The organism is Achromobacter sp. 10T422 (assembly GCF_056394065.1).
On record NZ_JBFTHD010000008.1, the window covers coordinates 190593 to 215469 of the forward strand.

The following is a 24877-nucleotide window of genomic DNA, read 5'->3' on the forward strand; positions in this document are numbered from 1 at the left end:
TTCTTACTTCGGTCTATTCCCGCACCATGCAGCACAACGACTACATCCTGACCCTGTCCTGCCCCGACCGCACGGGCATCGTCTACCGCGTCAGCGGCCTGTTGTTCGAATTGGGTTGCAACATCCTGGATTCGCAGCAATTCGGCGACGAGGAAACGGGCCAGTTCTTTCTGCGCGTGCACTTCGACCTGCCGGCCGCCGTGGCCGCTGACGACCTGCGCGGCCGCCTGAACACGCTGTCCGCCGATTACGGCATGGACCTGAAGCTGCATGACGCGCGCCGCAAGGAACGCCTGCTGATCATGGTCAGCAAGCAAGGGCACTGCCTGAACGACCTGCTGTTTCGCGTGCATAGCGGGCATTTGCACGCCGAAGTGGCCGCTATCGTGTCGAACCACAACGACTACGCCGCGCTGGCCGCGTCCTATGGCATCCCGTTCCACTACCTGCCCGTCACGGCGGAGACCAAGGCGGAACAGGAAAAGCAGGTGCTGAAGATCGTCGAGCAGTCCAACACGGATCTCGTCGTGCTGGCCCGCTACATGCAGATTCTGTCGGCGGACATGTGCCGCGCGCTGAATGGCCGCGCCATCAACATCCACCACAGCTTCCTGCCCAGCTTCAAGGGCGCGCGCCCGTATCACCAGGCACATGCGCGCGGCGTGAAGATCATCGGCGCCACCGCCCACTACGTGACGTCTGACCTGGACGAAGGCCCGATCATCGATCAGGACATCGAACGCGTCGACCACACGATGACTGCGCAAGACCTGACGCAGGTCGGCAGCGACATTGAATCGCTGGTGCTGTCGCGCGCCGTGCGCAGCCATGTGGAACACCGCATCCTGCTGAACCGCAACAAGACCATCGTCTTCCGCTGATCTTCAGCCGGCCGCGGCACCGGGCGCCACAGCATCAGCTGCCGCAGCACCGGCTGCCGCAGGACCGCCTGCCGCAGCACCGGCTGCCGCAGCCACCGACGGAAACTGGTTTGCGACCAGCGCCATTGCCTTGTGCTGCAATGGCGAACGCGCCTCGGCCGGCCAGATCACCTGGCTGATCGAGCGCGCCTCGTGCTCAAACGTGATGAAGCGCGTGCCCGCCAAGCCGCTGCGCGACAAGCACGCCGGCACGATCGACACCCCCAAGCCCTGCGACACCAGCGACGCCACGCTCAGCCAGTGGCGCACCTCGTGCCGCACCACCGGCATGAATCCCGCCGACACGCACATCGACAGCACCGTCTCGTAATAGCTGGGCGATGCCGCGCGCGCGAAGAACACGAAATCGTCGCCTGCCAGCTCGGCCAGGCGCAACGATTGGCGGCCCGCCAGCGGATGGGAATCGGGCAGGCAGACGACGAAGGGTTCGGCCATCAGGTCACGCGCCTGCACTTCGTCAGGCACCGGGTTGGCGTGGATGAAGCCCAGGTCCTGTTCGCCCCGCCGCACGGCCTCGATCTGCTCATGCGAGTTCAGCTCGGTCAGCACGTGCTCCACATCCGGCAGTTCGGCGCGCATCGCGTTCAACAAGGCGGGCAAGCCGCGATACAGCATCGACCCCACAAAACCGATACGCAGCCGGCCGCGCAGGCCCGCATCCACGCGCTGCACCAGCGTGCGCACCTCTTCGGCTTGCCGTAGCAGCGTCAGCGCCTCGCGGTACAGCACGTGGCCGGCGTCAGTGAGCTCGACATGGCGGCTGGTGCGCGCCAGCAGGCGTGCGCCGACGTTGTCTTCAAGCTGGCGGATAGCGTAGCTGAGCGGCGGTTGGGAAATGTGCAGGCGGTGGGCGGCGCGGCTGAAGTGGCGCTCTTCGGCCACCGCAATGAAATAGCGCAACAGGCGCGGGTCCAGATCCATGGTCTCCCCCTTAATCTATATTTTTTATGGATTGTTCTACACGAAAACGGTATTTGCGTAGATTAATCCATCCGCGCACCATCGGCCAATCACCCCCGTTTTGCGCAGGATGCCGCCATGGATACCCCCGTGAAGACCGCTGCCCCCACCTCTGTTCCCGCCGCTGTTTCGTCTGTCGGCGCTACCCCCGTCCCCGATTCCCGTGGCCTGAACCTGTTCAACGCGGACCCCTATGCGGCCGCGCTAAGCGAACGCTACCTGCCGCCCAAGCTGTACGCCCATCTGCTGCCGCATCTGGAACGTCTGGGCGGACTGGCGGGCGGCGTCATGGAGGAATTGGCGGCCACCGCCGACAAGCATCCGCCCACGTTATCCGTGCGCAGCCGCGCTGGCACCGATGAGTCCCGCATTGACAAGCACCCGGCCTATGTCGAGCTTGAACGTCTGGCGTACAGCGAGTTTGGCTTGGCCGCGCTGTCGCACCGCGGCGGCGTGCTGGGCTGGCCGGAACCCATGCCCGCCGCGGCCAAGTACGCGCTGAGCCACTTGTTCGTGCAAGCCGAATTCGGCCTGTGCTGCCCGGTCAGCATGACGGATTCGCTGGCGCGCACCTTGCGCAAGTTCGGCGACCCCGCGCTGGTCGAACGCGTGTTGCCGCAAGTCACGTCGCAAGATTTCGACGCGCTGCGCCAAGGCGCCATGTTCATGACCGAACAAAGCGCGGGGTCGGACGTCAGCGCCACCGAAGTCACGGCCGAAGCGCAAGCCGATGGCACGTGGCGCATTCATGGCGACAAATGGTTCTGCTCGAACCCCGACGCGGGCTTCGCGATGGTGCTGGCACGCAGCGAGCCCGACGCCGGTTTGAAGGGCGTATCGCTCTTTCTCTTGCCGCGCGACCTGGCCGACGGCAGCCACAACCATTACCGCATCCTGCGCCTGAAAGACAAGCTGGGTACGCGCTCGATGGCCAGTGGTGAAATCCGCCTGGAAGGTGCGGTGGCGTGGCTTGTCGGCGAACGCGGCCGCGGCTTCAAGCACATGGCAGACATGATCAACAACTCGCGCTTGTCCAACGGCATGCGCGCGGCCGGCCTGATGCGCCGCGCCGTCACCGAAGCGATTTTCGTCTCGCAGAACCGCCGCGCCTTCGGCAAACGCCTGATCGATATGCCGCTGATGCAGCGTCAGCTGGTCAAGATGACTGTGTGGGCCGAACAGGCGCGCAGCGTGATGTTCCAGACGGCGCGTGCGCTGGCCGATGCGGACCACGGCACGGCCGATCCGGCGCTGGCCCGCATCCTGACGCCGCTGATCAAGTTCCGCGCCTGCCGCGATGCGCGCAAGGTCACGGGCGACGCGATGGAAGTGCGCGGCGGCTGCGGCTATATCGAGGAATGGACCGAGCCGCGCCTGGTGCGCGACGCGCATCTGGGTTCCATCTGGGAAGGCACCAGCAACATCGTGGCGCTGGACGTGCTGCGCGCCATCAAGAAGGAAGGGTCGTTGCCCGCGCTGCGCGCCCATATCAACCAGCTGCTGGCCGATGGCGTGCCCTGCCCGCCCGCGCTGGCTGATCTGCAAGCCCAGGCCCTGGACAAGAGCTTTGCGCTGGCCGACCACGCAGCCCAAGGCGACCATGCCGAACTGGCGCGTCAGGCCGCATCCCTGCTGTACCACGCGGTGTCGATGGCTGCGCTGCGCTGGGAAGCCACCGGCCCTGGCCTGGAAACCCGCGCGCAACTGGCCGACCAGGTACTGCTGCACCGCCTGGCCGCGCGCGACCCCTACGCCATTCCCCCCAACGAAAGCGCGGCCTGCCAGACCATTCTGCAATACGCGTTGTAATCCGACGCCGGCGGCACAGCCGGCGCGCCCCACACAGGAGACACCACCATGAAACGCCTTTTCGCCCCCCTGCTGCTGGCGGCGGCCACCGCCGTCGCCCCGGCCACGCCTGCGCTGGCGGCCGACGCCTACCCGTCCGCCCGCCCGATCACGTTGATCGTGCCGTTCCCGCCCGGCGGCCCCACCGACGCCATGGCGCGGCGGCTGGCTGAAAAACTGCGCGAGCCCCTGAAGCAGAACGTCATTGTTGAAAACCGCAGCGGCGCGGGCGGCAACATCGGCTCGGAATACGTGGCGTCGGCCAAGCCAGACGGCTACACGCTGCTGTTCGGCACTTCCGGGCCGCTGGCCATCAACGTCAGCCTGTACAAGCGCCAGGGCTATAACCCCGAGACCAGCTTCGCGCCCATCATCCGCCTGGGTCACCTGCCGAATATCCTGGTCGTGAATCCGTCGGTGCCGGTGAACAACGCAGCAGAGCTCATCGCCTACGCCAAGCAGCATCCGGACAAGCTCAGCTATGCGTCGTCCGGCAACGGCGCGTCGTCGCATCTGGCGGGCATCCTGTTCAACCAGATGGCCGGCACGCAGATCATGCACATTCCGTACAAGGGCACCGGCCCCGCGCTGAATGATTTGCTGGGCGGACAGGTGTCGATGTCGTTCACCGACATCCTGACCGCGCTGCCCTACATCAAGGCCGGCAAGCTGCGCGCCATCGGCCTGGCCAGCGCGCAGCGTTCCGACGCCCTGCCCGACCTGCCCACCTTGTCCGAGCAAGGGCTGAAAGGCTATGACGTCAGCGTCTTCTTCGGCATCGTCGCGCCCAAGGGCACGCCGGCTGACGTGGTGGACACCTTGAACCAAGCCTTCAAGACCGCGCTGGCGGACCCGGGCATCAAGCAGACGCTGCACTCGCAAGGCATCGTCGAAGCGCAGGACCAATCGCCGCAAGGCCTGTCCGCCTTCATCACCACCGAAGTCCCCAAGTGGCGCGAGCTCATCAAGAGCGCCAACGTTTCCATCGACTGAAGCTGAACCCCATGGCCCCCACCCTACCGAATGCCGGCGCGCTTGCCGGGTGCAAAGTGATCGACCTGTCCCGCGTGTTGGGCGGCCCGTATTGCACGCAGATTCTGGCCGACCACGGCGCCGACGTGCTGAAGATCGAGCCGCCCGGCGGCGACGAAACGCGTGGATGGGGTCCGCCCTTTCTGGGCGACACGGCGTCGTACTTCATTGGCGTGAACCGCAACAAGGAAGGCATGACGCTGGACTTGTCTCAACCCGCAGGCCAGGAATTGCTGCGCCATCTGCTGGCCGATGCCGACGTGCTGGTTGAGAACTTCAAGCCCGGCACGCTGGAAAAATGGGGCTTGGGTTTTGACACGCTAAGCCAGGCCTTTCCCAAGCTGATCCATTGCCGCGTCAGCGGCTTCGGGGCCGATGGCCCGCTGGGCGGCCTGCCGGGTTATGACGCCTGCGCGCAAGCCATGTGCGGCCTGATGAGCGTGAACGGCGAAGCAGATGGCGAGGCCACCCGCGTCGGTCTGCCGGTGGTAGACATGGTGACCGGGCTGAACGCGGCCGTCGCCATTCTGCTGGCCTTGAACGAGCGCACCCGCAGCGGCCTGGGCCAATTCCTGGACATCACGCTGTACGACTGCGCGCTGTCGCTGCTGCATCCGCACGCCCCCAATTACTTCTACAGCGGCAAGGTTCCCAAGCGCAGCGGCAATGCGCATCCGAACATCGCGCCCTACGAAACGCTGCCCACCGCCAGCGGCCCGATCTTCCTGGCCGTGGGCAACAACCGCCAGTTCGCGCAGTTGGCGCAGGTGCTTGAAGCGCCGGCGCTCGCGGCCGATGCACGCTACGCCCACAACGCTGATCGTCTGCAAAACCGGCAAGCACTGCGCGACGAATTGTCCGCCTTGCTGGCGGGCCAGAACGCCGCGGAACTGGCCGACCGCCTGCTGCGCGCCGGCGTGCCGGCAGCGGCCGTGCAGACGGTGGACCAGGCGCTTGCGCATCCGCACACGAAGCATCGCGGCATGGTGCTGCAACACGGCGACTACCAAGGCGTGGGCTCGCCCATCAAGCTGTCGCGCACGCCCGCCACGCTGCGCAAGCTGCCGCCGGCGCTGGCGCCAACGAATCCCAACAACTAAGACATTTCGTTGCACCGCTGTAGCATCGTCCGCAACCTCCTCCCCTTAGACTTTTCGGGTCGACTCCCCCAAGTCCAAGAAAGAGGAGAAGGACCTTGGCTACAAACGAAACGAAAAGCCCAGTCCAGCAAGATGGACACGCCCCGCTCAAGCGGGTGATGGGACCCAAGCTGTTGTTGTTGTTCATCGTGGGCGACATCCTTGGCACCGGTGTGTACGCACTGACCGGACAGGTCGCCGCCGAAGTGGGCGGCGCGGCCTGGGTGCCCTTTCTGGTGGCGTTCGCGGTGGCGTTGCTGACCGCGCTGTCCTATCTGGAACTCGTCACCAAGTACCCCAAAGCGGCCGGCGCGGCACTGTATGTGCACAAGGCGTTTGGCGTGCACTTCCTGACCTTCATCGTCTGCTTCACCGTCATGTGTTCGGGCCTGACGTCCGCGGCCACGGCCTCGCAGGCGTTCGCCGCCAACCTGTTCGCCGCGTTCGGCATCAAAGCCGACAAGGCGTGGATTACGTTCGGCGCGCTGGGCTTCATGCTGCTGGTGATGCTGGTGAACCTGCGCGGCGCGGCCGAAAGCGTCAAAGCGAATGTGGTGCTGACGCTGATCGAATTGTCTGGCCTGCTGATGGTGATCCTGCTGGGCTTCTACGCCATGTCGGAAGGAAAGGCGGATTTCTCTCGCGTGATCGCGTTCGACACGCCGGAAGACAAGAGCGTGTTCCTGGCGGTGACGTCGGCCACCGCGCTCGCCTTCTTCGCCATGGTCGGCTTCGAGGACTCGGTCAACATGGCCGAAGAAACGCATAACCCCAGCCGAATTTTTCCGAAGGTGATGCTGACCGGCCTAGGCCTGACTGCCGTGATCTACACGCTGGTGTCGATCTGCGCCGTGGCGCTGGTGCCGGTGGGCGAGCTGGCCAAGAGCTCGACGCCGCTGGTGCTGGTGGTCAAGCGCGCAGCCCCCGATCTGCCGGTGGAATACATCATGCCCATCATCTCGATGTTCGCGGTAGCGAACTCCGCGCTGATCAACATGATGATGGCCAGCCGCCTGCTGTATGGCATGTCGCGCCAAGGCGTGCTGCCGGCATTCCTGGCGCACGTGCACCGCAAGAACCAAACGCCGTGGACGGCCATTCTGTTCACCACCGCGCTGGCGCTGGCCTTGATTGTGCTGGTGGCGCTAGCGGACTCCGAAGCCATCCGCGCGCTGGGCGGCACTACCGCGTTGCTGCTGCTGGGTGTGTTCGCCTTCGTCAACGTGGCGGTGCTGGTCCTGCGCCGCGACAAGGTCAAGCACGAACACTTCCGCATCAACCGCATCATTCCGTGGCTGGGCGCGGCGGCCTGCCTGTTCCTGGTTACGCCGCTGACGGGCCGTGACGTCATCCAGTATCAGGTGGCGGGCTGGCTGCTGTTGCTGGGTGTGGTGATGTGGGGCGTGACGTACATGGCGCATCGCCGCGAAGCGCGTATGGAACTTGATCCGGCGTCGTTGGAATAGCCGTTGGAAGCAGCGGGCGCATCATGCCGCCCGCTGCAATCGGGATTGATCCGTTTCAGCCGCCTGCCGCCAGCCCTTCTCGGCGCGGGTCCACGCCCCCTTGCAAGCCATTGCCATCGATCACGATGCCGTGAATGCCGCTGGGGAATTCGGTGATGCGCACGGGGTGCCCCATGGCTTCAAGCGCAGGCGCCAAGGCTTCCAGCACGGTGCCTTTTTCCAGTTCGGTTTCCTTGTTGCGGCTGCCCATGTTGGGCAGCGCAATGGCCGTCTGGATATCCAGCTTCCAATCCAGCACGCCCACGATCGTCTTGGCCACATAGTTGATGATGGCGCTGCCGCCGGGCGAGCCCACCAGCATCACGGGCTTGCCGTCGCGCAGCACGATAATCGGCACCATTGCGCTGCGCGGGCGCTTTCCGGGTTCGACGCGGTTGGCCACGAGCCGGCCTTCCGGGTCTTTGAACGACGATGAAAAATCTGTCATCTCGTTATTCAGCAAGAAGCCGCGCACGAAAATCTTGCTGCCGAATTCACTTTCGATGGTGGTCGTCATGGACAGCGCATTGCCCTGTTTATCCACGGCCACCAGATGGCTGGTGGACGGCAATTCCAGCGCGTTGTCGCGGCCCAGTGTCAGCAGCTTGCCTTCCGGGTCGCCGGGCAGCGCCACCTTCATGCTGCGATCGGGCTTGATCAACGCACCGCGTGCACGCAAATACGCGGGGTTCAGCAATGCGCTTACCGGCACGTTGACGAAGTCAGGGTCGGCCACGTAGAAGTCGCGGTCGGCAAACGCCAGCCGGCCAGCTTCAGAAAAGTAATGCACGGCCTCGACGGAGTTCGGTGCATAGGTGTCGATGGGGTATTGCTCAAGCTCGCCCAGCATCTGCAATACCGCGATGGGGCCGCTGCTGGGCGGCGCCATGCCGCACAGCTGATAGCCGCGATACGCGCCGCACACAGGCTCGCGCGTCTTGGCGCGGTAGCTTGCCAAATCATCCAGGCTCAGGTCGCCCGGCGTGGCGTGGCCATGCACGGCGGCCACGATGTCGCGCGCGATGTCGCCCTGGTAGAACGCATCGGCGCCCTGCTTCGCCACCGCACGCAAGGTGCGTGCAAATTCCGGGTTCTTCAGCACATGGCCCACCGGCCACGCCGCGCCGTCCGGCGCATAGAAATACGCGGCCGCCGCCGATTGTTTGGGCAGCGTCTTGTTGCCCGTCAGCAGCGTATGCAGCCGCGGCGACACGGCAAAGCCCTGTTCCGCCAGCCGGATGGCGGGCTGGAAGAGGTCCGCCCAGGGCAGCACACCGCCTTCCTTGTGCGCGAGCTCAAGGCCGCGCAGCAGGCCCGGCACGCCCACCGACATGCCGTTGTTAACGGCCTGCGCAAATGGCAGCGGTTTGCCATCGGCTTGCAGGAAGCGATCTGGGCGTGCGGCGGCCGGTGCGGTTTCGCGGCTGTCATAGGTTTGAATGCGGCCGGTCTTAGCCGAATACAGCACCATGAAGGCGCCCCCGCCAATGCCGGATGATTGCGGCTCGACCAGGTTCAACACCAGCTGCGTGGCAATGGCGGCGTCTACCACGCTGCCGCCTTGGCGCAGCATGGCTTCGCCGGCTTGCGTGGCTAGCGGATTGGCCGACACCATCATGAAGTGCGGCGCGCGCACAAGCGCGCGTGCGCGGGCGCCACTGGCGGCTTCGGGGTTGATGTCTTCAACCGCCTGCGGCCCGCGCGCCCAGGCGGCGGGCGGGGCCGCAAGGGCAGCCAAGGTGGCGGCAAGCAGGAAGGCGGCGGCGGGGCGGCAGGCGCGCATGATCAGCTCCGGAGTGGCGCCGGTAGTTCGGCAGGCGTTCATGATAGTCAAGCCAACCACCGCTGTCGCGCCAGCGCGATGGTTTTGTCACGGTCAGCCCGCCTTCAACGCATCCGACATAGAATCGCGGTTCTGGTCTCTCTTATGCCATTTGTCATGCGCCTGCGTCACATCGAGATTTTCGAAGCGATCCGCCGTACCGGGTCCCTGACCGAAGCGGCTGCGGCGCTGCATATTTCACAGCCCGCCGCCAGCAAATTGCTGGCGCATGCCGAAGCACAGCTGGGCTTCAAACTGTTTGAACGCGTCAAGGGCAGGCTCGTCGCCACGCGCGAGGCCGAAATCCTGACGCCCGAAGTCGCGCGCTTGAATCAGGATCTGAACAGCGTGCGCCGGCTGGTCGCCAGCCTGCGTGACCGGCCCAACGGGCATCTGCGATTGGGCTGCGCGCCGGCACTAGGCCTGGGGCTGCTGCCTGGCGTGGTGCGCGATAGCCGCGACGCGCAACCGGGTATCACCTTTGATATCCACACCCATCACAGCACCGAGCTCGTGCAGGGGTTGCTGACGCGCGAGCTGGACCTGGCCATCACATTTGACACCAACGACTATCCCGGCCTGACGCGCATGGGCCTGGGCCATACCGAATTGGTGCACTTGAGCCGCAAGCCCGCATCTGGCCCCATGCCCTTGTCGGAGCTGGCCGGCGTGTCCCGCGAGACGCTGATCGTGCTGGATGCCAGCGATGCCTCTGGCGCGCTGCTGCAAATGGCGCTGGATGCGCAAGGCCTGGAACCGCAAGTCGCCATCCAGGTGCAGACGCATTACGTGGCGTGCGCGCTGGTTGATGCGGGTTGCGGCGACGCGATTGTTGACGCCATCACCGCGCAGGCGATGCTGCGCCCCGGCATGAGCCTGCGCCGCCTGGACCCCGCGCTGCGCGTGCCGATCAGCATCATGGTGCGCAATCAAGATCCCCTGTCAGCGTTGCATCGCGACTTGATCGACCGCTTGCGTGCCGCTTGTGATGCGAGTGGTGCGGCGCTGGATGCGGCGGCGTGAAGTGGCAGCGTGAAAGTCCGCCCAAGAAAGCGCGCACCTATAAAAAAAACGGGCATCCGAAGATGCCCGTTCTGTTGTGGCCGAAGCGGGCATTGAAGCCCGCTTCGCGCAGCATCAATCCAGCTTGATGTTCTGCTTCTTCACCACGTCTTGAGCCCAGTCATACTGCTCTTTGATTTCCTTGGCGAACTCTTCCGGCGTGTTGCCCGACGGCGCCGAGCCTTGATCGTCCAACGCCTTGATGACCTTCGGGTCCTTCAGGGCCACAACAGCGGCGTCACGCAGCTTGTTCACGACTTCCATCGGCGTGCCCTTGGGGGCCAGCAGACCGTACCAGACCGGCTGGTTCAGCACCGGGAAGCCAGCGTCCTTGAACGTGGGCACACCCTTGACCGCAGCGATCTGCTCAGGCCATGCAATCGCCATGGCGTTCAGCTTGCCCGCCTGGATTTGCGGCATCGAGGACGGCAGGTTGTCGAACAGGATTTCGATCTGGCCGCCGACGGCGTCCGCCACGGCCGGGCCCGAACCCTTGTACGGCACGTGCACGATGTCGGTGCCCGTGGCCATCTTGAACGATTCGCCCATCAAGTGCAGCACGCCGCAGGTGCCCGAGCTGCCATAGGAGTACTTGCCCGGGTTCTTCTTCAGCTCTTCGATGAAGCCCTTGAAGTCCTTGGCCGGGAACTTCGGGTTCACGGCAACCACGTTCGCGGTGTTGGCGAAGTTGGTGACCGGCTGGAAGTCCTTGATCGGGTCGTACGGCAGGTCCTTCGGACGGCATGCCGGGTTGACGGCCATCGTCGACACCGTGGCGATCGACAGCGTGTAGCCGTCGGCATCCGCGCGCGCGGCTTCAGATGCGCCAATGGCGCCGCCTGCGCCGCCCTTGTTTTCCACAACCATCGGTTGGCCAAGTTCCTGGCTCATGCGCTGCGTCACCAGGCGCGCGATGATGTCGGTGGAACCGCCGGGCGCGAACGGAACGATCACGCGGATAGGCTTGCTGGGATACTTGTCGGCTGCGTGCGCAACAGACGCGCCAAAGGTGCCAACGGCGCCAGTCGCCACGGCGATAGCCACGGCCAGGGAGCGAACTTTATTCATAGATGTGTTTCCTCCAAGATTTGCGAGCCCGTATGTAAACGGACCGTTTTGAGATGGTCTCGTCTGTAGACGGCCAGCAGATAACGGTGGGAGCGCATTGCTTCTGTGCAGCGTGTGTGGCGCTGCTTTTATGAGTTGCTTGTGGCAGACGCGCCCGCCAGAATGACGGAGAATAGCAGCAAATGCTTACACACGCATAGCGCGTTCATCCTCCGCCAACGGCCCATAAAAACGACTCTGCCTCATGTCGGTTGCTCTTCTGGTTTTCCCTGATTTCATGCTGGTTGCGCTCGGTTGGGCGCTGCGACACAAGCTGGGTTTCACGCGCGAATTCTTTGCGGGCACCGAGCGGCTTGTCTACTTCGTGCTGTTCCCCGCGCTGTTGTTCCAATCGATTCTGCGCACGCCCATTACGGCGGGCAACGCCGTCGTGCTCTTGCAGGCGACGGCGGCTGTTGTGGCCTCGGGCGTGGCGCTGTCGTGGCTGGCCGGGCTGGTGTTGCGGCCAACATCGCTGGGGCTGGCGTCGTCCGCGCAATGCGGCTATCGCTTCAACACGTATATCGGCTTGGCGCTATCGGCCAGCCTGGCCGGTTCGGCGGGCCAGACGGTGATGGCGCTGATCATCGGCTTCGCGGTGCCGATGGCCAATGTGGCCGCCGTCTACGGGCTGGCGCGCCACAACGGCGGCAACCTGCTGCGCGAGCTGGCGCGCAATCCGCTGGTGGTGTCCACCTTGTTGGGCCTGGCCTGCAACCTGGCGGGCTTACAGTTGCCGGGTCCGGTCGACACGGTCTTTGCCCGGCTCGGTGCGGCGGCCCTGGCGCTGGGCATTCTCTGCGTGGGCGCCAGCCTGGCGTGGGAAGGCGGCAAGGGATATGGCTCGCTGATTGCGTGGATGCTGGCGGTCAAGCTGGTGGCGCTGCCCGCGGTGGCGTTGGGCGTGGCGCACCTGCTTGGGCTGCCCGCGCTTGAAGCACGCATGCTGCTGTTGTTCGCCGCCTTGCCCACGGCCTCCGCCGCGTACGTGCTGGCGATGCGCATGGGCGGCGACGGCCGCATGGTGGCGGTGCTGATTTCATTGGGTACGTTGTGTTCCGCGGCCACGATTCCGATGTGGCTGTTATTGGCTGGGCAGGGTTGATCGGCGATCCGAGACCCGAGATCCGTAAAAGTCGCCGCCGAATCAAAGGCCGCCCAATTAAAAAATCCGCCTCATAGAAAAAGTCGCCTCATAGAAAAAGCCGCCTCATAGAAAAATCCACCTCATAAAAAAAGCCGCCCAATTCACATTGGGCGGCCCTGTCACCAGTAGGCTTTCAGCCTGCTCGTGTCGTGTCGCGCGATTACGACTTGTGCGCGTTGGTCATCGAACCCGGCACGACCCATTCCGCGAATTGCGCCTCGGTCACATAACCCAATGCCAGCGCCGATTCCTTCAACGACAAGCCTTCCTTGTGCGCCTTCTTGGCGATCTGCGCGGCCTTGTCGTAGCCGATGTGCGGATTCAGCGCCGTCACCAGCATCAGTGAACGATCGACCAGTTCAGCAATGCGCTCGTGGTTCGGCTCGATGCCGGCCGCGCAGTGCTCGTTGAAGCTGGCCATGCCATCCGTCAGCAGGCGCACGGATTGCAGGAAGTTGTGGATCACCAGCGGCTTGAACACGTTCAGTTCGAAGTTGCCGCTGGCGCCACCGATGTTGATGGCCACGTCGTTGCCCAGCACTTGCGCGGCCAGCATCGTGATGGCTTCGCACTGCGTGGGGTTGACCTTGCCCGGCATGATCGAGCTGCCCGGTTCGTTTTCCGGAATGCTGATTTCGCCCAGGCCCGAACGGGGGCCGCTGGACAGCCAGCGCACATCGTTGGCGATCTTCATCAGGCCCGCGGCCAGCGACTTCAAGGCGCCGTGCGCAAACAGCAGCGCTTCGTGCGAGGCCAGCGCCTGGAACTTGTTGGGGGCCGACACGAAAGCCGTGCCGGTGGCGTGCGCCAGGTCGGCGGACACCTTGGCGCTGAATTGCGGATGCGCATTCAAGCCGGTGCCAACCGCCGTGCCGCCAATGGCCAGCTGATGCAGGCCCGGCAGCGTGGCGCGAATCTGCTGTTCGGCCAGATCCAGCTGGGCCACATAGCCCGACAATTCCTGGCCCAGCGTCAGCGGCGTTGCGTCTTGCAGGTGGGTGCGGCCGATCTTGACGATGTCGTAGAACTTGGCGCTCTTCTCGGCCAAGGTCGCGCGCAGCTTTTTCAGCGACGGCAACAGATGGTGTTCGACTTCCACGGCGGCCGCCACGTGCATGGCGGTCGGGAAAGTGTCGTTGGACGATTGGCCGCGGTTGACGTGGTCGTTCGGGTGCACCTTGCGCTCTTCGCCGCGCACGCCGCCCAGCAATTCCGAAGCGCGGTTCGCCAGCACTTCGTTCATGTTCATGTTGCTTTGCGTGCCCGATCCCGTCTGCCAGACGGACAGCGGGAATTCATTGGGCCATTTGCCGGCGATGACTTCGTCGGCGGCGCGGATGATGCCGTCGGCGATCTTCGGGTCCAGTTCGCCGAGTTCGGCGTTGACCTTGGCGGCCGCACGCTTCAGGCGCGCCATGGCGTTGACCAGGGGGACAGGCATCTTCTCGGTGGAAATCGCGAAAAAATGCAGCGAACGTTGCGTTTGGGCGCCCCAGAGGTGATCCTCGGGGACTTCGATGGGCCCAAACGTGTCTTTTTCGATGCGGGTCTTCATGGCGCGTACAACTCCGTGTGGCGGCTGTCAGTCGCAATTGGCGGCGTCCGCCTGAAGCGACATATTGAGAATAGCAATCAGTTATTAGATTAGCAGAAACCCGAATTCCTATAATTGCGAAAATCCGAGATCCCTCCACCGTTTTTTACCACTCGCCCCGCGCCATGTCCGCCCCTCTTTGCAGCCTGACCTTGCACCTGCCCGACGAAGCCGCCACGGAATCGCTGGCGCGCGAGCTTGCCCCTTTGGTTTCCGGGGGACAGACCGGCCCGGCCGGTGCCTGCATCCACCTTCAAGGCGACCTTGGCGCAGGAAAAACGGCCTTCACACGGGCGTTGTTGCGCGAATGCGGCATCACCGGCCGAATCAAAAGTCCTAGCTACGCGCTGCTTGAATCCTATAAAGTTTCTAACTTATACTTCTATCATCTTGATTTTTATAGATTTAGTGATTCGCGCGAATGGTTGGACGCAGGATTTCGGGATTTACTGCGTGAAGACGCGGTGGTTTTGATCGAATGGCCGGAGCGGGCCGAGGGCCTTTTGCCCCCTCCCGACCTGCTGATTTCCCTGGCTTATGCCGATGAGGGACGCAACGCCACCCTGACCGCGTACACCGCTCGAGGACAAACATGGTTGAACGCGATTGTCCCCCCGCCCAAGACGGCGCCCTTCCCTCGGCAGGCGCCACCCGGCGCCGCCTGATCAGCGTAGCTGCCACTCTGCTCGTCCTGCCGGTTCTGCCGCGTCTGGCGCAGGCGGCTACCATCCTGGCCGTGCGTACCTGGCCGGCCGACGAATACACCCGGGTCACGCTGGAGCTCGACAGCGAGCTCAAAGCGGAACAGTTCACGCTTGAAAACCCCCACCGGCTGGTGGTGGATATCGAAGGCCTGACCATCAGCGCCGCGCTGAACGACCTGGTTTCCAAAGTCCGTCCGGACGACCCCTATATCCAAAGCCTGCGCGTGGCGCAGAACCGCCCGAACGTGGTGCGGCTGGTGTTCGACCTGAAGCAGCCCGTGGCGCCGCAGGTGTTTACGCTCAAGCCCGTGGCCGATTACCAGTACCGCCTGGTGCTGGACTTGTATCCCAAGATCGCCCAAGACCCGCTCATTGCGATTCTGAACAAGAGCGGCCCCGATGTGGACGACCCGCTCGCGCGCATCCTGGAAGACATCCAGCGCAACCCGGTCACCCGCGCCGATCCGCCGGAGCCGCCGCGCGTGCGCGGCCAGCAGCCGGCGCCGCCCCTGCCCACGGCCCCCAAGCCTCCCCCCGCCACCGCCGGCCGCGGCAAGCAGCGCATGCTCACCATCGCGCTGGACCCTGGCCATGGCGGTGAAGACCCGGGCGCCATCGGCAGCAGCGGCCTGCGTGAAAAAGATGTGGTGCTGCGCATCGCCCGGCGCCTGAAGGCGCTGATCGACAGCCAGCCCTATATGCGCGCCTACCTGACGCGCGACGATGACTACTTCGTGCCGTTGCATGTGCGCGTGCAGAAGGCGCGGCGGGTGCATGCCGACCTGTTCATCTCGATTCACGCGGATGCCTGGGTCAAGCCGTCGGCCAATGGCTCGTCGGTGTTCGCGTTGTCGCAGCGCGGCGCCACCAGCGCGCAGGCCCGCTGGATGGCCGACAAGGAAAACGCGGCCGACTTGATCGGCGGCGTCAACCTGGGCAGCCACGACCGCCAGGTCGCCAAAGTGCTGCTGGACTTGTCCACCACCGCGCAGATCAACGATTCGCTGAAGGTCGGCAACGCCTTCCTGGACGAGATCAAGAAGATCAACCGCCTGCACAAGAACAGCGTCGAACAGGCGGGCTTTGCCGTGCTGAAGGCGCCGGATATTCCGTCCGTGCTGGTCGAAACCGCCTTCATCAGCAACCCGCAGGAAGAAGCCCTGCTGCGCAGCAATTCGCACCAGGACAAGCTGGCCCAGGCCATGATGACCGGCATCCAGCGCTACTTCACCGCCAACCCGCCGCTGGCGCGGTTGGGCGACGTCAGCTGATCACACTGACGTAAAAAAGGGGCAATGCGCCGTCAAGCGCATCGCCCCTTTTTTTGTTCTGGCGACTGACTGGCAACCCACAGTGGCCTTGGGAGAAAATGCAGTCTGATTGCTGAGTAAATTGCAGTCTGACTACATTTTTAATTGCAGTCAGACTACATTTTCGATCGTGATTGTTTACGCACGCCGGGACTTGATCAGCTTGAACACGCCGGCACCCACGACCGGCACGATGGCGGCGGCCAGACCCAGCAGCACAATGGTGTTCAGGTGTTCGCGCACCAACGGGATGTTGCCGAAGAAATAACCGGCTGCCACCAGGCTGACCACCCAGAACAGCGCGCCCAGGATGTTGAACAGCTGGAAGCGCGACATCGGCATGTCGGCCACGCCCGCGACAAAGGGCGCGAACGTGCGGACGACGGGAATGAAACGCGACATCACGATCGTCTTGCCGCCGTGCTTTTCATAGAACGCATGCGTGCGCATCAGCGCGCCGCGGTCCAGGAAGCGCAGGTTCATCGAGAACACGCGTGGCCCGATGTAGCGCCCGATCATGTAGTTCAGCGTGTTGCCAGTGATGGCGGCCACAATCAGCAGCACGGCCATCAAGACCGGATCAATATGGCCCGTGGCGCCGAACGCGCCCGCGATGAACAACAGCGAATCGCCCGGCAGGAAGGGCAGCACGACCAGGCCCGTCTCGGCGAAAACAATCAGGAACAGCACCAGGTACACCCACACGCCGTATTGCGCGACCCAGACGCCCAGCGTCTTGTCGATGTGGAGCACCATATTGAAAAATTCAAGCATTCAGCAGCCCGGAAGGATCGGAGGAAGGAAATTTCCCAGCGACTATAGCCCACCCGCCCATGACGCTAAAATCGTCCACATAGCCCCACCAGACTTGAGCCTAATGACCGAACGCCGTTCCATTCTTGCGCTTCCCGACCTGCTCATCAGCCAGATTGCCGCTGGCGAAGTGATTGAGCGCCCCGCCTCCGTGCTCAAGGAAATCCTTGAAAACGCGATTGACGCGGGCGGTCGCGCCATCGAAGTGCGCCTGGAAGGCGGCGGCATCCGGCGGATTGCCGTCACCGACGACGGCGGCGGCATTCCCCCTGAAGAACTGCCGCTGGCGCTGGCCCGCCACGCCACCAGCAAGATCCGCTCGCTGAACGAACTGGAGTCGGTGGCGTCGATGGGGTTTCGCGGCGAAGCGCTGGCATCGATTGCGTCGGTCGCCCAGGTCACCATCATTTCGCGCACCCGCGACGGCGAACACGCCTGGCAAATCGACGCCGGCAGCATGCAGGTCAGCCCGGCATCCGGCCCGCCGGGCACCACCGTGGATGTGCGCCAGTTGTTTGACGCCGTGCCCGCACGCCGCAAGTTCCTGCGATCCGAAGCCACCGAGTTCGGCCATTGCGTTGACGCCATGGAGCGCATTGCGCTGGCGCACCCCCAGATTGCGTTCCGGCTGTTCCACCATGACCGCGCGCAGCGCCAATGGCTGCCCGCCGAGCCCCCGCAGCGCATCCGCGACGTGCTGGGCGCGGAATTCGCCGAACATGGCCTGTTGCTGTCGCATGCGGTTGGCACGGTCAGCCTGGCCGGCATGATCACCCGCCCCACCGCCGCCCGCGCCCGCGCCGACCGCCAATACCTGTACGTAAACGGCCGCTATGTGCGCGACCGCACCGTCAGCCATGCGCTGCGCGCGGCCTATGCCGACGTCCTGCACGGTGACCGTCAGCCCGCCTACGTACTGTTCCTGGACATTGACCCCGCCGCCGTGGACGTGAACGTGCACCCGGCCAAACATGAAGTCCGTTTCCGCGACAGCGGCGCGGTGCACCGGTTTGTGTCGCACGCCGTTGGCCAGACGCTGGCGCAGACGGGCGGTTCGTCCGCGGTCACGCCCCCCGGCGCTTCCGCCGCACAGAACGAGTCGGAAGACGGCGGCTTTGAAACCGTGGCGCGTCCTGCTGAAAGCGGGTCTGCGAACGCTGCCCCGGTCCCGCCGTATCGCGCTCCTGACAGTACTTCGCAAAGCGCGCCGGTCAACACGGCGGCCCCGGCGCCCGCTGCGGACTCGCCTCGCCCCGGCTACACCGGCGGCAACACATCCAACGCCACGTATGGCCTGCGCCCGTCGCCCACCCCGCAACGCGCCCACACGCAGGTGCCGTTCCGGCTGCACGCAGAACCCGCCGGCATTCCCGCCGCGGATTGGCAATCGTTGTACCGCCCGCTTGGCGACGACACGGCCGCCAAGGTCACGCCGGTCAGCGAACCCCGCGCGGCCGCCACGCTGCCCGCCGATGAGGAACATCCGCTGGGCATGGCGTTGGCGCAGTTGCACGGCATCTACATCCTGGCGCAGAACCGCCGGGGCATGGTGCTGGTGGACATGCACGCAGCGCACGAGCGCGTCGTCTATGAACAGCTGAAGCAGGCGCTGGACGCCCGCAGCCTGCCGCGCCAAGACCTGTTGGTGCCAGTCGTGTTCCACGCCCAGGAAAAGGACGTGGCCATCGTCGAGGAATTCGACGAACAACTCAGCGATCTGGGTTTCGAGATGCGCCCGTCAGGCCCCACATCGATCGCCGTACGTTCCGTGCCCGCCATCCTGGCCCGTGGCGACATCGAAACGCTGGCCCGCGCCGTGCTGCGCGATCTGGGCGCCGTGGGGGTGTCGCGCTTGCTGACGGAGCAACGCAACGAACTGCTGTCCACCATGGCCTGCCACGGTTCCGTGCGCGCCAACCGCAAGCTGACCATTGAAGAAATGAACGGGCTGCTGCGGCAGATGGAAACCACCGAGCGCGCCGATCAATGCAATCATGGCCGCCCGACCTGGGTGCAGTGGTCGGTGTCCGACCTGGACAAGCTCTTTCTGCGCGGACAATAAGTTTGCCGTCTTCCCTTACCCCCGCAACCGACACGCCGCTGGTCATTTGCCTGGCTGGCCCCACCGCCGCAGGCAAGAGCGCGTCCACGTTGGCGCTGGCCGAGCGCTGGCCGATGGAAATCGTCAACGTCGATTCCGCCACGATCTATCGCGGCATGGACATCGGCACCGCCAAGCCGTCGCCCGAAGAACAGGCACGCGTGCCGCAGCATCTGCTCGACATCCTGGACCCGGCGCAGTCGTATTCCGCCGCCGAGTTCCGCGCCGATGCGCTGCGCCTGATCGGCGAGATCCGTGCGCGTGGCCGCATCCCGCTGCTGGCGGGCGGCACGATGATGTACTACAAAGCGCTGCGCGACGGGCTGGACGACCTGCCTCAGGCCGATCCCGCCTTGCGCGCCGAGCTTGAAGCCCGAGCCGCCGTCCACGGCTGGCCCGCGTTGCATGCCGAACTGGCAGTGCTGGACCCCATCACGGCCGCGCGCCTGGCGCCCAACGACAGCCAGCGCATTCAGCGTGCGTTGGAGATCTGCCAATTGTCGGGCCAGCCCATGTCGGCGCTGCTGCAACGCGGCGAGCGCAAGCCGGACGACGACGCCAATCAATACCTGACGATCAGCCTCGAACCGTCCGAGCGCAGCGCGCTGCACGCACGCATCGAACAGCGCTTTGACGCCATGCTGGCGGGCGGCCTGCTGGAAGAAGTCCGAGGCTTGCGCGCCCGCCCTGATCTGCATCCCGGCCTGCCCTCCGTGCGCTGCGTGGGCTACCGGCAAATGTGGGCGCATCTGGATGGCGAGATCGATCTGGCCACCGCCCGCGAACAGGGCATTGCCGCCACGCGCCAACTGGCCAAGCGCCAGATCACGTGGCTGCGCGCCCAGCCCGAGCGCGTCATCGTGGATTGCCTGGCGCCCGACGCCGTGGCGCAGACGATCGATGCGGTGGCGATGGCGCTGGCCGGCAAGGCTTAAGGCGTTTTCTCCACGTCGCCCACCCCAAAAAACAAAAACCCGCCATCGGCGGGTTTTTTCATGCAAGGCCCAAGACCAGAACGCGGTTTACACCACGAAGGTCTGCGCCATGCCTTCCGTCTGCTCGACGATTTCGCCGATCTTGTTGACGGTTTCGCCTTGCTCGCGCAGCGTGGCGGCGATGGCGTCGGCCTGGGCCGCGTCCACCACCAGCACCATGCCGATGCCGCAGTTGAAGACGCGGTGCATTTCGGTGTCTTCGACGCCGCCCTGCTCTTGCAGCCATTGGAACAGCTTGGGCATTTCCCAGCCGTCACGGTGCAGCTTGGCCGACAGGCCGGCTTGCAGAATGCGCGGCACGTTGTCCAGCAGACCGCCGCCGGTGATGTGGGCCAGGCCCTTGATGTCGGTGCCGTGCTTGGCCAGCGCGGCCAGCACTTGCTTCACGTAGATGCGCGTGGGCGCCATCACGACGTCAACCAGCGGCTGGCCGTGGAAGTCGTCGGTGGGCTTGGCGCCGGCGCGTTCGATGATCTTGCGCACCAGCGAAAAACCGTTGGAATGCACGCCGCTGGAGGCCAGGCCCAGCACCACGTCGCCCGGCTTGATGGACTTGCCGTCGATGATGGCGGACTTTTCCACCGCGCCCACCGCAAAGCCAGCCAGGTCGTATTCGCCGTCCGGGTACATGCCCGGCATTTCAGCGGTTTCGCCGCCGATCAGCGCGCAGCCCGACAATTCGCAGCCCTTGGCAATGCCGCCCACCACCGACGCCGCCGTGTCCACCGAGAGCTTGCCGCAGGCGAAGTAGTCCAGGAAGAACAGGGGTTCAGCGCCCTGCACCAGGATGTCGTTGACGCTCATGGCGACCAAGTCGATACCCACGGTGTCGTGGCGGTTCCACTCGAAGGCCAGGCGCAGCTTGGTGCCCACGCCGTCGGTGCCCGAGACCAGCACGGGCTCGTTGTACTTCTTCGGCACTTCGAACAAGGCGCCAAAGCCGCCGATACCGGCCAGCACCCCGGGGCGCATGGTGCGCGCGGCGAGGGGTTTGATACGGTCGACCAGGGCGTCGCCTGCGTCGATGTCGACACCGGCATCGCGGTAGGTCAAGGGGGCTTTAGGTTGATTCGTCATGAGAAATGCCGTGGGGTATGTAACAATTGCTGGGAATTTGGTGGAACGCCCTGCATTTTACGATGTTGCGGCGTTGAGCAGGGATCGAACCGGCCGCGCGTGGGGATTGCGGCAGGGGCCGGTCTGACCGGCCAGGGGGCAAAAAAGGGCGCAAACCCAAGCCAGGCAAAGCCCTTGGGCGCGACACCATCCCCCCAGGTGGTTTAAAGTGTCGGGTTGGCCGGTATGGATTTTGCCAGTTTCTGGCGGATAGCGCCTGGAAAGGGCTTGCCCCGGCCCCTTGCTTCACCGTTTTTTGGCTTTTCCGGCAACACCGGCATGTCCTGCGCCGCTGCGCGCCCCCGCGATGCAATTGTCGTGCCGGGCCGTGTTTGTGCCGGGCTGCGGCAGTACCGAACCAGCCTGATTGATAACCTCTCATGAACCGCCAGCTGCTGCTCGACGTTCTTCCCGCGCCAGCGCCATCGCTGAACAACTACATCGCCGGCCCCAACGGGGAAGCGCTGGCAGCGGTGCGCGCGCTCAATCCGGGCCGCGCCCTGTATATCTGGGGCGCAGCCGGTTGTGGCCGCACGCATCTGCTGCGCGCGCTGACCGCCCGCCCCGACGCCGTCTTCATCGACCCCGCCAAGGGTGAAACGATGCTGCGCCGTCTGGCCGAGGCCGATTCCAAATCGCCCATGCCCAAGTTCGTGGCCGTGGACGATGTGCACCGCATGGACGACRCCCGTCAGGCCGCGTTGTTCGCGCTGTACAACCGCTGGCGCGAATCCGCCGCCACTGGCCGCGCCTTTGCGCTGGCCTTGGCGGGCGACCGCGCCCCGCTGTCGATGCCGCTGCGCGAAGACCTGCGCACCCGCCTGGGCTGGGACCTGGTGTTCCGCCTGGACCCGCTGTCGGATGCCGACAAGCTCGCCGCGCTGTCCGCGCAGGCCGCCGAACGCGGCATGCATCTGGCGCCTGAAATCATCAACTGGATGTTGATTCACCACGAACGCGACATCCGCAAACTGGCCGCGCTGATCGACGCGCTTGACCGCTATTCCCTGGCCACCGGCCGTCCCATCACCTTGCCTTTGTTGCGGGCCATGCTCGCAGACCCTGATTCACAACGCACATGACCTCCCGACGTCTCGCCCTGTTCGACCTGGATCACACCCTGTTGCCGCTGGATAGCGACTACCAATGGGCCGACTATCTGGCACGCACGGGCCGTGCGGGAGACCCGGACGAAGCCCGCCGTCAGAACGACGACCTGATGGACCGCTACAACCGCGGCGAACTCACCGCCGAACAGGCCGCCGAATTCATGCTGGGGTTGCTGGCGGCGCATTCTCCTTATGACCTGGCGGACTGGCACGAAGAATTCATGCGTGAAGTCATCCGCCCGTCCATCACCGCCGACGCCCGCGCGTTGGTGCAATCTCACCTGGATGCTGGCGACTTGTGCGCCATCGTCACGGCGACCAACAGCTTCGTCACCGCCCCCATCGCCCGCGCCTTTGGCGTGCCGCACCTGGTGGCTACCGACGCCGAATACCTGAACGGCCGCTACACCGGCCGCATCCTGGGCACGCCCAGTTTCAAGGAAGGCAAGGTGGTGCGCGTGAACGATTGGCTGTCCGCGATGCGCCTGGGGCTTGCGGATTTCTCCGAATCGTTTTTCTATAGCGATTCGGTCAATGATGTACCGCTGCTCGAAAAGGTGACCCGTCCGATCGCCGCCAACCCCAGCCCGACCCTGCGCAATATCGCTCAGGAACGTGGCTGGCAAGTGATCGACTTGTTCGACCACATKGAAGACTCGAAGTCCTAAATGATCACTGACACCATAAAAAAATTCGTCGGCCGCTTGTTCGCGCCGGCGCCCCGGGGGCCGTTGCGCATCGAGCGCGACAAGCACGGCATCGACCGCCGTAACGTTTCGCGCCACGCCATCAAGGTCTGCGAAGTGCTGCGCCAGCACGGCTATGACGCCTTTATCGTCGGCGGCGCCGTGCGCGACCTGATCGTGGGGCTGGAACCCAAGGACTTCGACGTGGCCACCAACGCCACGCCCGAACAGATCCGCCCGCTGTTTCGCCGCGCCCGCATCATCGGCCGCCGCTTCCAGCTGGTGCACGTGGTGTTCGGCCAGGAAATCATCGAAACGTCCACCTTCCGCGCGCCCGCCTCGGAAGAGCAGGAAACCGACGAACACGGCCGCATCCTGCGCGACAACGTGTTCGGTTCGCAGGAAGAAGACGCCAAGCGCCGCGACTTCACGATGAACGCGCTGTACTACGACCCGCACAACGAGGAAGTCATCGACTACCACAATGGCGTGGCCGACTTGAAAAAGCGCCAGGTCCGCATCATTGGCGACCCGGTCAAGCGTTACCGCGAAGACCCGGTCCGCATGCTGCGCGCCGTGCGTTTTGCCGCGAAGCTCAATGGCACGATCGACCCGGCCACGCGCCAGCCGATCAGCACCATGGCCGAGCTCATTGAAAACGTGCCGGCATCCCGCCTGTTCGACGAAATGCTGAAGCTGCTGACCTGCGGCCACGCCATGGATTGCCTGCGCCAGTTGCGCGCAGACGGCCTGCACAACGGCCTGTTGCCGTTGCTGGATGTGGTGCTGGAACAACCGGGCGGCGAGCACTTCGTTGAACTCGCGCTGGAACGCACCGACGCCCGCGTGCGCGCCGGCAAGACCATCAGCCCCAGCTTCCTGTTTGCCGCCCTGCTGTGGCAGCAGGTGGACGTGCGCTGGAAGCAGCTGCGCGCCCAGGGCGAGCACACCATTCCCGCGCTGTCGCAAGCGGCGGATTCCGTGCTGGACGAACAGACCGAGAAGCTCGCCATCCAGCGCCGCTTCTCGTCCGACATGCGCGAAATCTGGTTCATGCAGCCGCGTTTCGAACGCCGCATGGGCAAGACGATTTTCCGCATGATCGAGCAGCCGCGCTTTCGCGCCGCCTGCGATTTCCTGCAACTGCGCGCCGCGGCCGGCGAGTTCGACAGCGTGCTGGCGCAATGGTGGATGGACTTGGCTAACGCCGATGACGTCACCCGCGCCGACATGATCGAAGAAGTCTCGCGCCTGCCGCGTGAAGCCGGTGATGCGGGTGGCGGTGGTGGCGCAGGCCCGTCCACGTCGTCAGGCCCGCGCAAGCGCCGCCGTCCGCGCCGTTCGCCGTCGCGCGGCCCGTCCAGCGCCGAGTAACACCGTGCCGCCTGCCATGGTCCGCGCGTATATCGGCCTGGGCGCCAACCTGGGTGATGGCGCGGCCACGCTGCGCCACGTGCTGGCCGAGCTGCAAGCCACGGACGGCATCGCCGCCGTGACGGCATCGCCGTTCTACCGCAGCGCCCCCGTGGAGGCCACCGGCCCCGACTTCGTCAATGCCGTGGCAGCGCTGGATACGCACTTGCCGCCTTTGGCCTTGCTGGACGCGCTGCAAGCGCTGGAAAACCAGCACGGCCGGCAGCGTCCTTATAAGAACGCGCCTCGCACGCTGGACCTGGATCTGTTGCTGTACGGAGATAGGTCGATGGATCACGAACGCCTGATCTTGCCGCATCCGCGCATGCATCAACGGGCGTTTGTGTTGCTGCCGCTAAGCGATCTAGCGCCGGAAATCAGCGTCATGGGACGGCCGGTTTCGGCGTGGATTGCAGAGATCAAAGATCAGGCGATTGAGCGAATTACGGTTTGAGGGACGCGGGCCGGTATGG

21 protein-coding genes are annotated in these 24877 nt (G+C 64.7%); 15 read left to right on the forward strand and 6 right to left on the reverse strand.

Annotated elements, in window-relative coordinates:
- Positions 1-26 precede the first annotated feature (26 nt).
- The gene (purU, locus tag AC1DB0_RS22460) at positions 27-881 is read left to right on the forward strand and encodes a formyltetrahydrofolate deformylase (RefSeq protein ID WP_447981087.1); all 855 of its coding nucleotides are present in this window, start codon (positions 27-29) and stop codon (positions 879-881) included.
- Between the two features lie 3 nt (positions 882-884).
- Here purU and AC1DB0_RS22465 read toward each other — a convergent pair whose 3' ends face one another.
- Positions 885-1862 carry a LysR family transcriptional regulator gene (locus AC1DB0_RS22465; protein ID WP_447981086.1) on the reverse strand — a complete coding sequence of 326 codons (978 nt, stop codon included), beginning with the start codon at positions 1860-1862 and terminating at the stop codon, positions 885-887.
- Between the two features lie 117 nt (positions 1863-1979).
- On the opposite strand from AC1DB0_RS22465, the gene AC1DB0_RS22470 reads away from it, so the two are divergent.
- From AC1DB0_RS22470 to AC1DB0_RS22485, 4 genes are all read left to right on the forward strand, one after another.
- The gene (locus AC1DB0_RS22470; protein ID WP_476757809.1) at positions 1980-3710 is read left to right on the forward strand and encodes an acyl-CoA dehydrogenase family protein; all 1731 of its coding nucleotides are present in this window, start codon (positions 1980-1982) and stop codon (positions 3708-3710) included.
- A 48-nt stretch (positions 3711-3758) separates the two neighbouring features.
- Entirely contained in the window at positions 3759-4742 is a 984-nt protein-coding gene (locus tag AC1DB0_RS22475) for a Bug family tripartite tricarboxylate transporter substrate binding protein (protein WP_441370531.1), read from the forward strand.
- A gap of 11 nt (positions 4743-4753) precedes the next feature.
- Positions 4754-5881, forward strand: a complete 1128-nt coding sequence (locus tag AC1DB0_RS22480; protein ID WP_054420598.1) for a CaiB/BaiF CoA transferase family protein — start codon at positions 4754-4756, stop codon at positions 5879-5881.
- 95 nt (positions 5882-5976) lie between these two features.
- Positions 5977-7386, forward strand: a complete 1410-nt coding sequence (locus AC1DB0_RS22485) for an APC family permease (RefSeq protein WP_054420597.1) — start codon at positions 5977-5979, stop codon at positions 7384-7386.
- A 55-nt stretch (positions 7387-7441) separates the two neighbouring features.
- On the opposite strand, the gene ggt is transcribed toward AC1DB0_RS22485, so the two are convergent.
- Positions 7442-9208, reverse strand: coding sequence for a gamma-glutamyltransferase (ggt, locus tag AC1DB0_RS22490; protein ID WP_476757922.1), 1767 nt, complete (start codon positions 9206-9208; stop codon positions 7442-7444).
- 156 nt (positions 9209-9364) lie between these two features.
- Here ggt and AC1DB0_RS22495 point away from each other — a divergent pair, with 156 nt between their 5' ends.
- Positions 9365-10270 carry a LysR family transcriptional regulator gene (locus AC1DB0_RS22495; RefSeq protein ID WP_054420595.1) on the forward strand — a complete coding sequence of 302 codons (906 nt, stop codon included), beginning with the start codon at positions 9365-9367 and terminating at the stop codon, positions 10268-10270.
- A 114-nt stretch (positions 10271-10384) separates the two neighbouring features.
- Here the strand turns inward: AC1DB0_RS22495 and AC1DB0_RS22500 are convergent, their stop codons facing one another.
- Entirely contained in the window at positions 10385-11377 is a 993-nt protein-coding gene (locus AC1DB0_RS22500; RefSeq protein WP_054420594.1) for a tripartite tricarboxylate transporter substrate binding protein BugE, read from the reverse strand.
- Positions 11378-11621: 244 nt separating this feature from the next.
- Between AC1DB0_RS22500 and AC1DB0_RS22505 the strand changes: the two genes are divergently transcribed.
- Positions 11622-12521 carry an AEC family transporter gene (locus AC1DB0_RS22505; RefSeq protein ID WP_476757810.1) on the forward strand — a complete coding sequence of 300 codons (900 nt, stop codon included), beginning with the start codon at positions 11622-11624 and terminating at the stop codon, positions 12519-12521.
- Positions 12522-12723: 202 nt separating this feature from the next.
- On the opposite strand, the gene fumC is transcribed toward AC1DB0_RS22505, so the two are convergent.
- A complete protein-coding gene (gene fumC, locus AC1DB0_RS22510) occupies positions 12724-14118 on the reverse strand; it encodes a class II fumarate hydratase (RefSeq protein ID WP_054420592.1) in 1395 nt (464 codons plus the stop codon).
- Positions 14119-14282: 164 nt separating this feature from the next.
- Between fumC and tsaE the strand changes: the two genes are divergently transcribed.
- Positions 14283-14822, forward strand: coding sequence for a tRNA (adenosine(37)-N6)-threonylcarbamoyltransferase complex ATPase subunit type 1 TsaE (gene tsaE, locus AC1DB0_RS22515; protein WP_346552213.1), 540 nt, complete (start codon positions 14283-14285; stop codon positions 14820-14822).
- The gene (locus AC1DB0_RS22520) at positions 14750-16132 is read left to right on the forward strand and encodes an N-acetylmuramoyl-L-alanine amidase (RefSeq protein WP_054420591.1); all 1383 of its coding nucleotides are present in this window, start codon (positions 14750-14752) and stop codon (positions 16130-16132) included. The genes tsaE and AC1DB0_RS22520 overlap by 73 nt, the downstream gene beginning before the upstream one ends.
- A 177-nt stretch (positions 16133-16309) precedes the next feature.
- Here AC1DB0_RS22520 and AC1DB0_RS22525 read toward each other — a convergent pair whose 3' ends face one another.
- The gene (locus tag AC1DB0_RS22525; protein WP_156336307.1) at positions 16310-16945 is read right to left on the reverse strand and encodes a VTT domain-containing protein; all 636 of its coding nucleotides are present in this window, start codon (positions 16943-16945) and stop codon (positions 16310-16312) included.
- Positions 16946-17048: 103 nt separating this feature from the next.
- Here AC1DB0_RS22525 and mutL point away from each other — a divergent pair, with 103 nt between their 5' ends.
- Together mutL and miaA are read left to right on the forward strand one after the other, a co-directional pair.
- Positions 17049-19046 carry a DNA mismatch repair endonuclease MutL gene (gene mutL, locus AC1DB0_RS22530; protein WP_054420590.1) on the forward strand — a complete coding sequence of 666 codons (1998 nt, stop codon included), beginning with the start codon at positions 17049-17051 and terminating at the stop codon, positions 19044-19046.
- A gap of 2 nt (positions 19047-19048) precedes the next feature.
- Positions 19049-20020 carry a tRNA (adenosine(37)-N6)-dimethylallyltransferase MiaA gene (gene miaA, locus AC1DB0_RS22535; protein ID WP_447981082.1) on the forward strand — a complete coding sequence of 324 codons (972 nt, stop codon included), beginning with the start codon at positions 19049-19051 and terminating at the stop codon, positions 20018-20020.
- A gap of 87 nt (positions 20021-20107) precedes the next feature.
- On the opposite strand, the gene purM is transcribed toward miaA, so the two are convergent.
- A complete protein-coding gene (gene purM / locus AC1DB0_RS22540; protein WP_054420588.1) occupies positions 20108-21157 on the reverse strand; it encodes a phosphoribosylformylglycinamidine cyclo-ligase in 1050 nt (349 codons plus the stop codon).
- Positions 21158-21576: 419 nt separating this feature from the next.
- Between purM and hda the strand changes: the two genes are divergently transcribed.
- The 4 genes from hda to AC1DB0_RS22560 are packed head-to-tail and all read left to right on the forward strand — an operon-like array spanning position 21577 to position 24858.
- The gene (hda, locus tag AC1DB0_RS22545; RefSeq protein WP_476758740.1) at positions 21577-22278 is read left to right on the forward strand and encodes a DnaA regulatory inactivator Hda; all 702 of its coding nucleotides are present in this window, start codon (positions 21577-21579) and stop codon (positions 22276-22278) included.
- Positions 22275-22973 (forward strand): HAD family hydrolase, encoded by a 699-nt coding sequence (locus AC1DB0_RS22550; protein ID WP_476758741.1) that lies wholly within the window; start codon positions 22275-22277, stop codon positions 22971-22973. Before hda ends, AC1DB0_RS22550 begins: the two co-directional genes overlap by 4 nt.
- Entirely contained in the window at positions 22974-24365 is a 1392-nt protein-coding gene (pcnB, locus tag AC1DB0_RS22555; protein ID WP_175170771.1) for a polynucleotide adenylyltransferase PcnB, read from the forward strand. It begins immediately after the preceding gene.
- Positions 24366-24381: 16 nt separating this feature from the next.
- Complete coding sequence (locus tag AC1DB0_RS22560) at positions 24382-24858, forward strand: 2-amino-4-hydroxy-6-hydroxymethyldihydropteridine diphosphokinase (RefSeq protein WP_476757923.1); 477 nt, start codon at positions 24382-24384, stop codon at positions 24856-24858.
- Positions 24859-24877: the final 19 nt, after the last annotated feature.

What these genes read in the sequence shown, in the direction of transcription:
- purU (WP_447981087.1), top strand. Translation starts at nt 27, where the DNA reads ATGCAGCACAACGACTACATCCTGACCCTGTCCTGCCCCGACCGCACG.
- AC1DB0_RS22465 (WP_447981086.1), bottom strand. Translation starts at nt 1,862, where the DNA reads ATGGATCTGGACCCGCGCCTGTTGCGCTATTTCATTGCGGTGGCCGAA.
- AC1DB0_RS22470 (WP_476757809.1), top strand. Translation starts at nt 1,980, where the DNA reads ATGGATACCCCCGTGAAGACCGCTGCCCCCACCTCTGTTCCCGCCGCT.
- AC1DB0_RS22475 (WP_441370531.1), top strand. Translation starts at nt 3,759, where the DNA reads ATGAAACGCCTTTTCGCCCCCCTGCTGCTGGCGGCGGCCACCGCCGTC.
- AC1DB0_RS22480 (WP_054420598.1), top strand. Translation starts at nt 4,754, where the DNA reads ATGGCCCCCACCCTACCGAATGCCGGCGCGCTTGCCGGGTGCAAAGTG.
- ggt (WP_476757922.1), bottom strand. Translation starts at nt 9,208, where the DNA reads ATGCGCGCCTGCCGCCCCGCCGCCGCCTTCCTGCTTGCCGCCACCTTG.
- AC1DB0_RS22495 (WP_054420595.1), top strand. Translation starts at nt 9,365, where the DNA reads ATGCGCCTGCGTCACATCGAGATTTTCGAAGCGATCCGCCGTACCGGG.
- AC1DB0_RS22500 (WP_054420594.1), bottom strand. Translation starts at nt 11,377, where the DNA reads ATGAATAAAGTTCGCTCCCTGGCCGTGGCTATCGCCGTGGCGACTGGC.
- AC1DB0_RS22505 (WP_476757810.1), top strand. Translation starts at nt 11,622, where the DNA reads ATGTCGGTTGCTCTTCTGGTTTTCCCTGATTTCATGCTGGTTGCGCTC.
- fumC (WP_054420592.1), bottom strand. Translation starts at nt 14,118, where the DNA reads ATGAAGACCCGCATCGAAAAAGACACGTTTGGGCCCATCGAAGTCCCC.
- tsaE (WP_346552213.1), top strand. Translation starts at nt 14,283, where the DNA reads ATGTCCGCCCCTCTTTGCAGCCTGACCTTGCACCTGCCCGACGAAGCC.
- AC1DB0_RS22520 (WP_054420591.1), top strand. Translation starts at nt 14,750, where the DNA reads ATGGTTGAACGCGATTGTCCCCCCGCCCAAGACGGCGCCCTTCCCTCG.
- AC1DB0_RS22525 (WP_156336307.1), bottom strand. Translation starts at nt 16,945, where the DNA reads ATGCTTGAATTTTTCAATATGGTGCTCCACATCGACAAGACGCTGGGC.
- mutL (WP_054420590.1), top strand. Translation starts at nt 17,049, where the DNA reads ATGACCGAACGCCGTTCCATTCTTGCGCTTCCCGACCTGCTCATCAGC.
- purM (WP_054420588.1), bottom strand. Translation starts at nt 21,157, where the DNA reads ATGACGAATCAACCTAAAGCCCCCTTGACCTACCGCGATGCCGGTGTC.
- pcnB (WP_175170771.1), top strand. Translation starts at nt 22,974, where the DNA reads ATGATCACTGACACCATAAAAAAATTCGTCGGCCGCTTGTTCGCGCCG.
- AC1DB0_RS22560 (WP_476757923.1), top strand. Translation starts at nt 24,382, where the DNA reads ATGGTCCGCGCGTATATCGGCCTGGGCGCCAACCTGGGTGATGGCGCG.